The following is a 13,291-nucleotide window of genomic DNA, read 5'->3' as shown; positions in this document are numbered from 1 at the left end:
TCGCCCGTCTACGACCCGTCCCATGCGTATCGACCGGCGCCTTCTGCAGCTCGCCTTCGGCGGGCTGTTCTGGCGCACCTTCCTGCTGATCGCGCTGCTGATCTCGGTCAGTCTCGCCGCATGGTTCCAGAGCTTTCGCGTGATCGAGCGCGAGCCGCGCGCGCAACGCGTCGCGCTCCAGCTCGTCGCGATCGTGAAGCTCACGCGCACCGCGCTGCTCTACTCCGACCCCGACCTGCGCCGCGCGCTGCTGCAGGATCTCGAGAGCAACGAAGGCGTGCGCGTGTATCCGCGCGAGAAGACCGACAAGTTCAAGCTGCAGCCCGACGAGTCGCTGAACCGGCTGATCGAGCACGACATCCGCAGCCGGCTCGGCGACGATACGGTGATCGCGCAATCGGTCAACGACATCCCCGGCGTGTGGATCAGCTTCAAGATCGACGACGACGATTACTGGGTCGCGCTCGACCGCGACCAGCTCGACACCGTCACGGGCCTGCAGTGGGCCGGCTGGGGCCTGTTCGCGCTCGCGCTGTCGCTGTTCGGCTCCGCATTCATCACGAGTCTCGTGAACCGGCCGTTCTCGCACCTCGCGCTCGCCGCGCGCCAGGTCGGCTCGGGCCACGCGCCCGAGCCGCTGCCGGAGCGCGGGATGGGCGTCGCCGCCGAGACGAACCGCAGCTTCAACCAGATGGTGCGCGACCTCGAACAGCTCGAGGCCGACCGCGCGCTGATGCTTGCAGGCATCTCGCACGACCTGCGCACGCCGCTCGCGCGGCTGCGCCTCGAAACCGAGATGAGCCCGTCCGACCAGGCGACCAAGGACGCGATGGTCGACGACATCGAGCAGATGGACCGCATCATCGCTGCGTTCATCGACTACGCGCGGCCGACGCAGCGCAAGCCCGAGCCGATCGACCTGTCGACGATCGTGCAGGAAGTCGCCGCGCGCGTCGCGGGCGAGGACGGCGTGCAGATCCACACCCGGCTCGCACCCGCCGCCGTCATCGAGGCCGACGAGACCGACATGCGGCGCGTGATCGGCAATCTCGTCGAGAACGCGCGCAAGTACGGCCAGAGCCGTCAGGACGGCGTCGCGCGCATCACGCTCGAAACGCGCGTGTCGCACGCGCGCGTCGAGCTGTCGGTCAGCGACGAAGGCCCCGGCATCCCCGAGGATCAGCTCCCGCTCGTGATGCGGCCGTTCTACCGCGTCGACACCGCCCGCACCAAGGCGGACGGCACGGGCCTCGGGATGGCGATCGTGCAGCGCCTCGTCGGCCGCTATCGCGGCGCATTGCGCCTGCGCAACCGCAGCCCGGAACCCGGGCTCGAAGTCACGCTCGAATTCCCCGGCGGCAAGGCGCGTGCGGCCGCATGACGCGGGCACGCGGGTGTGCCGCGCGTCACACTATCGCGGCGGTTGAAAAAATCTATCGGCCTCGTTAGACAAAATCTATTGGTGCGCTCATTCAATAGTGTTAAGATTCGGCTCATGCTGTCACATCAACGTTGCAGCACCGAGGTAGCTTGACTCAAGTCTTCTTCCCAACTCACACAGGAGTAACCGCATGAAAACCGTCGGCGATAAACTCGAAGCCTTCACCGTTGGTGCTGCGAAGCCCGGCTTCAACCACCACGAAGAAAACGGTCAGTCGGCTTTCGAGACGATCACCGAAGCGTCGTTCCCGGGCAAGTGGAAGATCATCTACTTCTACCCGAAGGACTTCACGTTCGTGTGCCCGACGGAAATCGTCGAGTTCGCGAAGCTGGCGAAGCAGTTCGAAGAGCGCGACGCGATCCTGCTCGGCGGCAGCTCGGACAACGAATTCGTGAAGCTCGCATGGCGCCGTGAGCACAAGGACCTCGACAAGCTGAACCACTACGCGTTCGGCGACGTCAAGGGCGAGCTGATCGACCAGCTCGGCGTGCGCGACAAGGAAGCCGGCGTGGCCCTGCGCGCAACGTTCATCGTCGATCCGGACAACACGATCCAGCACGTTTCGGTGAACAACCTGAACGTCGGCCGTAGCCCGGAAGAAGTCCTGCGCATTCTGGACGGCCTGCAAACGGACGAACTGTGCCCGTGCAACCGTGCAGTCGGCGGCGCAACGCTGTAAGCGCATCGATGCACGAAGCCCGCGGCGCATGCCTGCCTGCGGGCTTTTTTAACGGCCAACCCATAGGAGATATCAATGGAATTCATCGACTCGATTAAGGCGCGCATTCCCGACTATGCGAAGGACATCCGCCTGAACCTCGACGGCACGATCTCGCGCTCGTCGCTCGAAGGCACCGACGCGGTCGGCGTCGCGCTCGCCGCGGCGGTTGCGGCGAAGAGCACGGTGCTCGTGAAGACGATTCGCGAAGCCGGCGTGCTGTCGCCCGAAGAGACGAACGCCGTGCTGACGGCGGCCGCGCTGATGGGGATGAACAACACCTGGTATCCGTATGTCGAGATGGCCGACGACGCCGATCTGAAGACCCAGCGCGCCGAGTTGCGGATGGGCGCCTATGCGACGCACGGCGGCGTCGACAAGCGCAAGTTCGAGATGTACGCGCTCGCCGCGTCGATCGTCGGCAAGTGCCACTTCTGCGTGAAGTCGCACTACGCGCTGCTGAAGAACGAGCAAGGCATGACCGTCACGCAGTTGCGCGACGTCGGCCGCATCGCGTCGGTGATCAACGCCGCCGCGCAGGTGATCGCCGCCGAAGGCGAGTAAGCATTGCCGCGCGCGCCGCACGATGCGCGCAACCAGCAAAAACGCCACGCGGGCCTGCCTCGCGTGGCGTTTTTCATTGCCGCAAGCGTTGGTGCGCGCGGCGCCAACCGGCACCATCCGGGGCACCATCCGGGGCACCATCCGGGGCACCGGCCACCGCCCGGTCGCGGCCCGTCAGCCGCCCTGCTTCACGAGCAGCGCGGCGGCCTGCGCCTCGATACCTTCACCGCGGCCCAGATAGCCGAGCTTCTCGTTGGTCTTCGCCTTCACGTTCACGCGCTCGAGCGGCAGGCCGAGATCCGCGGCGAGGTTCGCGCGCATCCCGTCGATATGCGGCGCGAGCTTCGGCGCCTGCGCGATCACGGTGCTGTCGACGTTCTGGATCGTGAAGCCCGCGGCCCTTACGCGCGCAACGCATTCGCGCAGCAGCACGCGGCTGTCGGCGCCCTTGAACGCGGCATCCGTATCGGAGAAATGCCGGCCGATGTCGCCGAGCGCCGCCGCGCCGAACAGTGCGTCGGTGATCGCGTGCAGCAGCACGTCCGCGTCCGAGTGGCCGAGCAGGCCGCGCTCGTACGGAATCGTCACGCCGCCGATGATGAGGGGGCGCCCCGGGACGAGCTGGTGCACGTCGTAGCCTTGTCCGATTCTGAAATCCATGCGTGTTCCGATTGAGATTGAGTGTGGGTCAGGACGATTGCGGCGCGCGCGCGAGGATCGCTTCCGCGAGCGCGAAATCTTCCGGATACGTGACCTTGAAGTTGCGCAGGCTGCCCTGCACGACGCGCGGCGTATGGCCGGCCCATTCGATCGCGCTCGCCTCGTCGGTCAGGTCGTGCCCTTCCCGCTGCGCCTGCAGGATCGCTTCGCGCAGCATGCCGATGCGGAACATCTGCGGGGTCTGCGCCTGCCACAGCGCGTCGCGCGACTCGGTGCGCGCGATCGCATCGCCGCCGGCCGGCACGCGCTTCAGCGTATCGGCCACCGGCAGCGCGAGGATGCCGCCGACCGGGTCATCCTTCAGCGTCGTGACCAGCGTGCGGATCAGCTGCGGCGTGATGCCGGGCCGCGCGGCGTCGTGCACGAGCACCCAGTCGCGATCGGTCGCGCCGAATTCGGTCAGCTCGAGCAGCCCGTTCAGCACCGACGCCTGCCGCGATGCGCCGCCGCAACGGCGCACCGCGAAGCGCAGGCCCGCGAAGCGGCGCGCGTCGAAATGCGTGTCGTCCGGCGCGAGGACGACGAGCGTCTGCGTGAATTCGCTGCACGCGTCGAACGCGGCGAGCGTGTAATGCAGCAGCGCGCGGCCCGCGACCGTGCGGTATTGCTTCGGCACGGCCGAGCCGGAGCGGCTGCCGGTGCCGGCGCAGGGAATCAGGGCGAAGAGTCGGGGAGTCACGAAGGGAAACGCCGGAAAGATGAAATCGAGAAGCGGATTTTATAATAGGTCTTTCGTCTCCACCGGCGCACTGCGATGCGCCTGCGCACGCCACCTCTGCCGTCCCTATGCCAGACAACGCTTCCAACCCGTCCGCCTCGCCCGTCGCGCGCGTCAAGCCCGGCCAGCGCTTCGCCTTCGACGGCACGCACGGCTCTGCCGACGCGCTCGCCATCGCCCGCTACCTCGCCGCGAATCGCAACGACGTGCCGCTCCTCGCGGTGATCTGCGCGAACGCGGTCGACGCGCAGCGCCTCGCCCAGGAAATCGGCTACTTCTCGCCGGACGCGCGCGTGCGCCTGCTGCCGGACTGGGAAACGCTGCCGTACGACACGTTCTCGCCGCACCAGGACCTCGTGTCCGAGCGTCTCGCGACGCTGCACGACCTCGGCGAAGGCCGCTGCGACATCCTGCTCGTGCCCGCGACGACCGCGCTGTACCGGATGCCGCCCGCGTCGTTCATGGCCGCGTACACGTTCGCGTTCGCGCAGGGCGAGCGGCTCGACGAGGCGAAGCTGAAGGCGCAGCTGACGCTCGCCGGCTACGAGCACGTAAGCCAGGTCGTGCGGCCCGGCGAATACTGCGTGCGCGGCTCGCTGATCGACCTGTTCCCGATGGGCTCGCCGCTGCCATACCGGATCGACCTGTTCGACGACCAGGTCGACTCGATCCGCGCGTTCGACCCCGACACGCAGCGCAGCCTCTATCCGGTGCGCGACGTGCGCCTGCTGCCGGGCCGCGAGTTTCCGTTCGACGAAGCCGCGCGCACCGCGTTCCGCAGCCGCTGGCGCGAGACCTTCGAAGGCGACCCGAGCCGCGCGCCGATCTACAAGGACATCGGCAACGGCGTGCCGTCGGCCGGCATCGAGTACTACCTGCCGCTGTTCTTCGACGAGACGGCGACGCTGTTCCACTACCTGCCGCAGGATGCGCATCTCGTGTTCACGGGCGACCTCGACGCGTCGATCCGCCGCTTCACCGCCGACACGAAGCAGCGCCACGCGTTCCTCGCGCACGACCGCGAGCGGCCGATCCTCGAGCCGCAGCGCCTGTTCCTGTCCGACGAGGATTTCTTCGCATTCGCGAAACCGTTCGCGCGCGTCGTGCTGCCCGCGCAGCCCGCGGGCGGCTGGGCGACCGGCCTGCCCGAACTCACGGTCGACCGCCATGCCGACGATCCGCTCGCCGCGCTGCGCACGTTCGTCGAATCATCGGGCAAGCGCGTGCTGCTGACCGTCGAATCGGCCGGCCGCCGCGAGACGATCCTGCAACTGCTCGCCGAGCACCATCTGCGGCCCGCGTCGAACGACCACTTCGCCGGCTGGCTTGCGAGCGACGAACGCTTCGCGCTCGGCGTCGCGCCGCTGTCGAGCGGCTTCGCGGTGCCGGGTGAAGGCTACGCGATCGTCACCGAGACCGAACTCTACGGCGCGCTCGGCCGCCGTGCGGGGCGCCGCCGCCAGGAGCAGGCGAGCAACGTCGACGCGATGGTGCGCGATTTGTCGGAGCTGAAGGTCGGCGACCCGGTCGTGCACGCGCAGCACGGCATCGGCCGCTACATGGGCCTCGTGTCGATGGATCTCGGCGAAGGCGAGACCGAGTTCCTGCATCTCGAATACGCAGGCGAAAGCAAGCTCTACGTGCCCGTCGCGCAGTTGCACGTGATCTCGCGCTACAGCGGCGCCGATCCGGACAGCGCGCCGCTGCATGCGCTCGGCTCCGGCCAGTGGGAGCGCGCGAAGCGCAAGGCCGCGCAGCAGATCCGCGATACCGCGGCCGAGCTGCTGAACCTGTACGCGCGCCGCGCGGCCCGCGAAGGCCACGCGTTCGCGCTCGAGCCGCGCGACTACGTGAAGTTCGCGGAAAGCTTCGGCTTCGAGGAAACGCCCGATCAGGCCGCGGCGATCGCGGCCGTGATCGGCGACATGACGAGCGGCAAGCCGATGGACCGCCTCGTGTGCGGCGACGTCGGCTTCGGCAAGACGGAAGTCGCGCTGCGCGCCGCGTTCATCGCGGTGATGGGCGGCAAGCAGGTCGCGCTGCTGTCGCCGACCACGCTGCTCGCCGAGCAGCACACGCAGACCTTCGCGGACCGCTTCGCCGACTGGCCGGTGCGGACCGTCGAGCTGTCGCGCTTCAAGACCGCGAAGGAAGTCAACGCGGCAATCGCGCAGATCAACGAAGGCAGCGTCGACATCGTGATCGGCACGCACAAGCTGCTGTCGTCGGACGTGCAATTCAAGCGCCTCGGCCTCGTGATCATTGACGAGGAGCACCGCTTCGGCGTGCGCCAGAAGGAAGCGCTGAAGGCGCTGCGCGCTGAAGTCGACGTGCTGACGCTGACCGCGACGCCGATCCCGCGCACGCTCGGGATGGCGCTCGAGGGGCTGCGCGACTTCTCGGTGATCGCGACGGCGCCGCAGAAGCGGCTCGCGATCAAGACCTTCGTGCGCCGCGAGGAAGAAAGCGTGATCCGCGAGGCGATGCTGCGCGAGCTGAAGCGCGGCGGCCAGGTGTACTTCCTGCACAACGAGGTCGAGACGATCGAGAATCGCAAGGCGATGCTCGAGGAGCTGGTGCCCGAGGCGCGCATCGCGATCGCGCACGGCCAGATGCACGAGCGCGAGCTCGAGCGCGTGATGCGCGATTTCGTCGCGCAGCGCGCGAACGTGCTGCTGTGCACGACGATCATCGAGACCGGCATCGACGTGCCGAGCGCAAACACGATCATCATGCACCGCTCGGACAAGTTCGGCCTCGCGCAGCTGCACCAGCTGCGCGGCCGCGTCGGCCGTTCGCACCACCAGGCGTACGCGTACCTACTCGTGCACGATCCGCAGGCGCTGACCAAGCAGGCGCAGCGCCGGCTGGAAGCGATCCAGCAGATGGAAGAGCTCGGCTCGGGCTTCTACCTCGCGATGCACGACCTCGAGATCCGCGGCACCGGCGAGGTGCTCGGCGACAAGCAGTCGGGCGAGATCCACGAGATCGGCTTCCAGCTGTACACGGACATGCTGAACGACGCGGTGAAGGCGCTGAAGAACGGCAAGGAGCCGGACCTCACCGCCCCGCTCGCCGCGACGACCGAGATCAACCTGCACGCGCCCGCGATCCTGCCGGCCGACTACTGCACGGACGTGCAGGAGCGGCTGTCGCTGTACAAGCGGCTCGCGAACTGCGAGCACGGCGACGCGATCGACGGGATCCAGGAAGAACTGATCGACCGCTTCGGCAAGCTGCCGCCGCAGGCGCATGCGCTGGTCGAGACGCACCGCCTGCGGCTCGCGGCGAAACCGCTCGGCATCGTGAAGATCGACGCGAGCGAAGCGGCGATCGGGCTGCAGTTCGAGCCGAATCCGCCGATCGACCCGATGCGCATCATCGAAATGGTGCAGAAGCATCGGCACATCAAGCTCGCGGGCCAGGACCGGCTGCGGATCGAAACGCGTTCGCCGGATCTCGCGATCCGCGTTTCGACGATCAAGGAGACGCTGCGCGCGCTCGGCCATGCGCCCCGGCAAGGCACGGCCGCCGCGTCGCGTTGATGTTGCAGACGTTGTGTTGACGTTGCATTGACGTCGATTTGACGCAGCGTTGACGTCGCATTGACGTCGATTTGACGCAGCGTTGACGTCGCGTTGACGGGTTCGACGCTGCAACGCAAAGGCGCGCGGTGATGCTGCACCGCACTGCGGCCCGCGAGAGCGGGCCGCACCGTTTTTGAGTATGATTTTCCCATTCATCAGACGGAGTTCAGCCATGCCCACACTCGACGCGACCGCGCCGTCCGCCACCGACCAAGGCGACGCGTCGCTCGTCAGCCTGCCCTGGATCACGCAACTCGTGTCGATGGACACGACGAGCCGCGTGCCGAACCTCGGCCTGATCGAAACGGTGCGCGACGCGCTCGCCGCGAAAGGCATCGCGTCGACGCTCACGCACGATCCGCGCGGCGGCTGGGCGAACCTGTTCGCGACCGTGCCCGCGCACGACGGTGCAACGAACGGCGGCATCGTGCTGTCCGGGCATACCGACGTCGTGCCCGTCGATGGCCAGCAATGGGACAGCGATCCGTTCCGGCCGGAAATCCGCGATGGCCGCCTGTATGGCCGCGGCACCTGCGACATGAAGGGCTTCATCGGCACGGCGCTCGCGCTGCTGCCCGACATGCAGGCGACGAAGCTCGCGAAGCCGATCCATTTCGCGCTGTCGTACGACGAGGAAATCGGCTGCGCCGGCGCGCCGCTGATGATCGAGGATCTCGTCAGGCGTGGCGTGAAGCCGTCCGGCTGCATCGTCGGCGAGCCGACCAGCATGCGGCCGATCATCGCGCACAAGGGCATCAACGCGTACCGCTGCTGCGTGCGCGGTCATGCGGCGCATTCGTCGCTGACGCCAAAGGGGCTGAACGCGATCGAATACGCGGCGCGCCTCATCTGCCACATCCGCGACATCGCGGATCGCTTCCGTGCCGAAGGCCCGTTCGACGAACTTTACGACGTGCCGTTCACGACCGCGCAGACGAGCACGATCCAGGGCGGCAATGCGATCAACACGGTGCCGGCCGAATGCCGGTTCGATTTCGAGTTCCGCAACCTGCCGACGCTCGACCCCGACCAGATCTACGCGCGCATCGAAGCGTATGCGCGGGAAACGCTGCTGCCGCAAATGCGCCGCGAGCATCCGAACGCCGCGATCGAGTTCTCGAAGATCGCTGCGGCGCCGGGCCTCGACGCGACCGAACAGGCCGCGATCACGCAGCTCGTGCGCGCGCTGACTGCCGACCAGGACAAGCGCAAGGTCGCATACGGCACCGAGGCCGGCCTGTTCGAACGCGCAGGCATCCCGAGCATCGTATGCGGGCCCGGCGACATCGAGCAGGCGCACAAGCCGAACGAATATGTCGAACTCGCGCAGCTGGCCGCATGCGAGCAGTTCCTGCGGAAGTTCATCCGCAGCATGTCGGTCGACGCGCACTGACCGTTCCCCGCCACGCCGGCCTGCGTGTGCGGGCCGGTTCACTCCCCCACACGCCAGGCCATGTCGACTACACAACAGGGCACCGCCCACACGATCGACGGCGAGCCGATCCCGACGCTCGACGAAATCGCCGCGCAGCATTTCGCACTGTCGCCGTGGGTCGCGCGCACACCCGTCTTCGAACGTGCCGACCTGCCTTCGCTCGAAGGCACCCACGTCAACTTCAAGTTCGAGCTGCTGCAGGTGAGCGGCAGCTTCAAGGCACGCGGCGCATTCACGCATCTGCTCGCGCTCGACGAGGCGCGCAAGAGCGCCGGCGTCACCTGCGTGTCGGCCGGCAACCATGCGGCCGCAGTCGCGTTCGCGGCGATGCGGCTCGGCAGCAGCGCGAAGGTCGTGATGTTCCAGACCGCAAGCCCGACGCGCATCGCGCAATGCAAGCAGTACCGCGCGGAAGTCGTGCTGGCCGGCAGCGCATCGCAGGCGTTCGACCTCGTGCGCCGCATCGAGGCCGAGGAAGGCCGCTTCTTCATCCATCCGTTCAACGGCTATCACACGATACTCGGCACCGCGACGCTCGGCTACGAATGGGCGACGCAGACGCCCGACCTCGACGCGGTGATCGTGCCGATCGGCGGCGGCGGGCTCGCGGCCGGCGTGTCGACCGCGCTGCGGCTCGCGAACCCGCGCGTGCGCGTGTACGGCGTCGAGCCGGAAGGCGCCGACGCGATGAGCCGCAGCTTTGCGGCCAACCATACGGTCAAGATGACCGCGATGCATACGATCGCCGATTCGCTGATGGCGCCGCACACCGAGGAATACAGCTATCAGCTGTGCCGGCGCCACATCGAGCGCATCGTCACCGTGTCCGACGATGCGCTGCGCGCGGCGATGCTGTTCCTGTTCTCGTACCTGAAGCTCGCGGTCGAGCCGGCCTGCGCGGCCGCGATGGCCGCGCTGCTCGGGCCGCTGCGCGAAACGCTGCAGGGCAAGCGGGTCGGCGTGCTGCTGTCGGGCACGAACACCGATCCGGTCACGCTCGGCATGCACCTCGCGCACGCGAAGCTGCAGCGCTGACGCAGGCCCGGTTATCCACGGTTCGTGTTGAAGAGCCTGTTGAAAAGTTTCTGGAAACTGCGCCAACCCATTGATCGGATTCGACTTTCCCGGCGCGATGCCGATTGCGGCAACGGCCGGGTCGCTCGGGCCACGGACCCTCGGGTTATCCCCAATTCCTGTTGACAGAATTGTGGAGAACTTTCCAACAAGCGCGGCAAGCTATTGTTTTCATTGAATAAAACACAATCACCCCCGGTTGCATCGCAGATTGGGCAGCGCCTGCCGTTGCCGCAAGTTATCCACAGATTCTGTTGACAGCCATGTTGATAAGGGCGGGATCGGCAGGCCAAGTCGTTGATGCGAAAGGATTCGTTCGGCCCGCACGCATCGCGGGCCCACGCACGGCGGCGCCGTCTGCATAAAAAAACGGCGGCCGCATCACGCGGCCGCCGTTCGTCGTTGTGCCGGGCGCAATCAGGCCCGGGTTCACCGATCAGGGCTTGCTGGTCTCGAACATGTCCATGATCTGCTGCTTCTCCTGCGCCGTCACGGGCGGCGGCGTGAGGCCCGCCGCGCCGGCCGAGCCGAGCGCATCGTTCGCGCTGATCGCGTTCGCGGCCGGGTTGATGTCGACGCTCTCGACGAAGCCCGCGCCCGGCGTGCGATCCGCGTAGTACAGTTCGCCGTCGACCGTCGTCAGCCCGTCGGGCATCGGCATCGGCTGATCGGGCACGCCGTTGAGCGCGGTGCGCATGTAGTTCACCCAGATCGGCAACGCGAGCTGCGCGCCGAATTCGCGACTGCCGAGGCTCTTCGGCTGGTCGAAACCCATCCACGCGACCGCGACGAGCGACTGCTGGTAGCCGGCGAACCAGCCGTCCTTCGCATCGTTCGTCGTACCGGTCTTGCCCTGCAGGTCGCTGCGGCCCAGCGCGTTGGTGCCCGCACCCGTGCCGGCCGTCGCGACCGTATGCAGCAGGCTGTTCATCACGTACGCATTGCGGCCTTCGATCGTGCGCGGCGCGGTGTTGCCCGCGATCACCGGCTGCGCCTTCTGCAGCGGCTGGCCGTGCGCATCGTCGACCTCGGCGATCAGGTACGGATCGACCTTGTAGCCGCCGTTCGCGAATACCGCATAGCCGGTCGCAAGCTGCAGCGGCGTCACGAGGCCCGCGCCGAGCGCCATCGGCAGGTACGGCGGCGTCTTCGCCGGATCGAAGCCGAAGCGCTGCGTCACGTACTCCTGCGCGTACTGCGTGCCGATCGACGCGAGAATGCGGATCGACACGAGGTTCTTCGAGCGCTGCAGGCCCGTGCGCATCGACATCGGACCGTCCGGCTGGTCGTCGTCCTTCGGCTCCCACGCGGTGCCGCCCGGCACGCTCGGCGGGAAGTACAGCGGCGCGTCGTTGATGATCGTCGCCGGCCCGAGGCCCTTGTCGAGCGACGCCGAGTAGACGAACGGCTTGAACGACGAGCCCGGCTGGCGCCAAGCCTGCGTCACGTGGTTGAACTTGCTCTTGTTGAAGTCGAAACCGCCGACGAGCGAACGGATCGCGCCATCCTGCGGCGCGATCGCGACGAGCGCGCCCTCGACCTGCGGCAGCTGCACGACCTGCCAGCCGGCCTTCGTGTCCTTCATCACGCGCACGACCGCGCCCGGCTTGATGCGCAGCGCGTTGTTCGCGCGCGGGCCGAGCGCCGCGGCGACGAAGCGCAGCCCGCCCGGGCCGATCGTCGTCGTCGCGCCGCCGACGAACTGCACCTCGACCGCGTTCGGCGACGCGGACAGCACGACCGCCGACTGCAGGTCGCCATTGTCCGGGTGATCGGCGAGCGCGTCGTCGATCGCCTCGTCGCGGTCGTCGCCGGCCGCCGGCAGCGTGATGAAGGCTTCCGGCCCGCGATAGCCGTGGCGGCGCTCGTAGTCGAGAATGCCGCGGCGCACAGCCTGGTAGGCCGCTTCCTGGTCGGCCGCGTTGATCGTCGTCGTGACGGTCAGGCCGCGCGTATAGGTCTCGTCCTTGTACTGCTGGTACATCATCTGCCGCACCATCTCGGCGACGTACTCGCCGTGCACCGCGTACTGATTGCCGGGCGTGCGCACGTGGATCTCTTCCTTGATCGCCTGATCGTATTGCGGCTGCGTGATGTAGCCGATCTCGAGCATCCGCTTCAGGATGTACTCCTGGCGCACCTTCGCGCGCTTCGGATTGACGACCGGGTTATACGCGGACGGCGCCTTCGGCAGGCCCGCGAGCATCGCGGCTTCCGCCAGCGTGATGTCCTTCAGGTCCTTGCCGAAATACACGCGCGCGGCCGCCGCGAAACCGTACGAGCGCTGGCCGAGATAGATCTGGTTCATGTACAGCTCGAGGATCTGGTCTTTCGTCAGCGCCTTCTCGATCTTGTACGCGAGCAGCATCTCGTAAATCTTGCGCGTGTAAGTCTTCTCACTCGACAGGAAGAAGTTGCGCGCGACCTGCATCGTGATCGTGCTCGCGCCCTGGCGTGCGCCGCCGTGCATCAGGTCCGCGACGCCCGCGCGCAGGATGCCGAGGAAGTCGACGCCGCCGTGTTCGTAGAAGCGGTAGTCCTCGATCGCGAGCACCGCCTTCTTCATCACGTCGGGAATCTCCTGGAAGCGCACGAGGCTGCGGCGCTCCTCGCCGAACTCGCCGATCAGCACGTGATCGGCCGAGTAGACGCGCAGCGGCACCTTCGGCTGGTAGTTCGTCAGCGCGTCGAGCGACGGCAGCTGCGGCGCCATCACGACGAGCGCGTAGCCGACGATCAGCGCACCGACGATGGCCAGCGTGATGAACAGGCCCGCGAACCACAGCGCGACGCGCGAACCGAACGAGCGGCGCCCCCGGCCGCCCCCGCCGCCATCGCGCGGTGCGCGGTGTGCGTCGCGGTCGTCGTCATCGGTGTAATAGGCTCCCGACGGCGAACGGCGCAGCGTGTAATGGGGCTCGTTCCGCGGGGAAGAAGAAGACGGTCGTTTGATAATTGGCATGTCGGAATGTCGGACGCGCGTGGCGCCCACGGACGCATGCGGAATGCAAGCGGATGAATCAGAGATGGGTGC

The 13,291-nt window shown here is 67.3% G+C and carries 9 protein-coding genes; 6 read left to right on the top strand and 3 right to left on the bottom strand.

The genetic code is table 11. The features are described from left to right. Positions 1-22 precede the first annotated feature (22 nt). The 3 genes from DID96_RS30495 (at position 23) to DID96_RS30485 (ending at position 2,723) form a co-directional block, all read left to right on the top strand. Positions 23-1,381, top strand: a complete 1,359-nt coding sequence (locus tag DID96_RS30495; RefSeq protein ID WP_124602947.1) for an ATP-binding protein — start codon at positions 23-25, stop codon at positions 1,379-1,381. Positions 1,382-1,571: 190 nt separating this feature from the next. Continuing rightward, the gene (locus DID96_RS30490; protein WP_124602946.1) at positions 1,572-2,120 is read left to right on the top strand and encodes a peroxiredoxin; all 549 of its coding nucleotides are present in this window, start codon (positions 1,572-1,574) and stop codon (positions 2,118-2,120) included. Between the two features lie 75 nt (positions 2,121-2,195). After that, positions 2,196-2,723 (top strand): carboxymuconolactone decarboxylase family protein, encoded by a 528-nt coding sequence (locus tag DID96_RS30485; protein WP_124602945.1) that lies wholly within the window; start codon positions 2,196-2,198, stop codon positions 2,721-2,723. Positions 2,724-2,897: 174 nt separating this feature from the next. Here the strand turns inward: DID96_RS30485 and ispF are convergent, their stop codons facing one another. Both ispF and ispD read right to left on the bottom strand, forming a co-directional pair. After that, complete coding sequence (gene ispF, locus DID96_RS30480; protein WP_124602944.1) at positions 2,898-3,383, bottom strand: 2-C-methyl-D-erythritol 2,4-cyclodiphosphate synthase; 486 nt, start codon at positions 3,381-3,383, stop codon at positions 2,898-2,900. 28 nt (positions 3,384-3,411) lie between these two features. Then, positions 3,412-4,122, bottom strand: coding sequence for a 2-C-methyl-D-erythritol 4-phosphate cytidylyltransferase (ispD, locus tag DID96_RS30475; protein WP_124602943.1), 711 nt, complete (start codon positions 4,120-4,122; stop codon positions 3,412-3,414). A 107-nt stretch (positions 4,123-4,229) separates the two neighbouring features. Here ispD and mfd point away from each other — a divergent pair, with 107 nt between their 5' ends. The 3 genes from mfd (at position 4,230) to DID96_RS30460 (ending at position 10,218) form a co-directional block, all read left to right on the top strand. Next, positions 4,230-7,706 carry a transcription-repair coupling factor gene (gene mfd, locus DID96_RS30470; protein WP_124602942.1) on the top strand — a complete coding sequence of 1,159 codons (3,477 nt, stop codon included), beginning with the start codon at positions 4,230-4,232 and terminating at the stop codon, positions 7,704-7,706. Between the two features lie 214 nt (positions 7,707-7,920). Next, positions 7,921-9,141, top strand: a complete 1,221-nt coding sequence (argE, locus tag DID96_RS30465) for an acetylornithine deacetylase (protein WP_124602941.1) — start codon at positions 7,921-7,923, stop codon at positions 9,139-9,141. Positions 9,142-9,201: 60 nt separating this feature from the next. Further along, positions 9,202-10,218 (top strand): threonine/serine dehydratase, encoded by a 1,017-nt coding sequence (locus DID96_RS30460; protein WP_124602940.1) that lies wholly within the window; start codon positions 9,202-9,204, stop codon positions 10,216-10,218. Between the two features lie 475 nt (positions 10,219-10,693). Here DID96_RS30460 and DID96_RS30455 read toward each other — a convergent pair whose 3' ends face one another. Next, positions 10,694-13,219 carry a penicillin-binding protein 1A gene (locus DID96_RS30455; RefSeq protein WP_124602939.1) on the bottom strand — a complete coding sequence of 842 codons (2,526 nt, stop codon included), beginning with the start codon at positions 13,217-13,219 and terminating at the stop codon, positions 10,694-10,696. Between the last annotated feature and the right edge of the window lie 72 nt (positions 13,220-13,291).

It is taken from the genome of Burkholderia sp. Bp8963, assembly GCF_003854275.1.
GTDB lineage: Bacteria > Pseudomonadota > Gammaproteobacteria > Burkholderiales > Burkholderiaceae > Burkholderia.
The sequence above is the reverse complement of the archived record's forward strand: the minus strand, read 5'-3'. Positions and strand labels throughout refer to the sequence as shown.

Excerpts from the sequence above, each read along its gene's own strand:
- DID96_RS30455 (WP_124602939.1), bottom strand. The coding sequence starts at position 13,219 with ATGCCAATTATCAAACGACCGTCTTCTTCTTCCCCGCGGAACGAGCCC.
- ispF (WP_124602944.1), bottom strand. The coding sequence starts at position 3,383 with ATGGATTTCAGAATCGGACAAGGCTACGACGTGCACCAGCTCGTCCCG.
- DID96_RS30490 (WP_124602946.1), top strand. The coding sequence starts at position 1,572 with ATGAAAACCGTCGGCGATAAACTCGAAGCCTTCACCGTTGGTGCTGCG.
- argE (WP_124602941.1), top strand. The coding sequence starts at position 7,921 with ATGCCCACACTCGACGCGACCGCGCCGTCCGCCACCGACCAAGGCGAC.
- DID96_RS30495 (WP_124602947.1), top strand. The coding sequence starts at position 23 with ATGCGTATCGACCGGCGCCTTCTGCAGCTCGCCTTCGGCGGGCTGTTC.
- DID96_RS30460 (WP_124602940.1), top strand. The coding sequence starts at position 9,202 with ATGTCGACTACACAACAGGGCACCGCCCACACGATCGACGGCGAGCCG.
- mfd (WP_124602942.1), top strand. The coding sequence starts at position 4,230 with ATGCCAGACAACGCTTCCAACCCGTCCGCCTCGCCCGTCGCGCGCGTC.
- DID96_RS30485 (WP_124602945.1), top strand. The coding sequence starts at position 2,196 with ATGGAATTCATCGACTCGATTAAGGCGCGCATTCCCGACTATGCGAAG.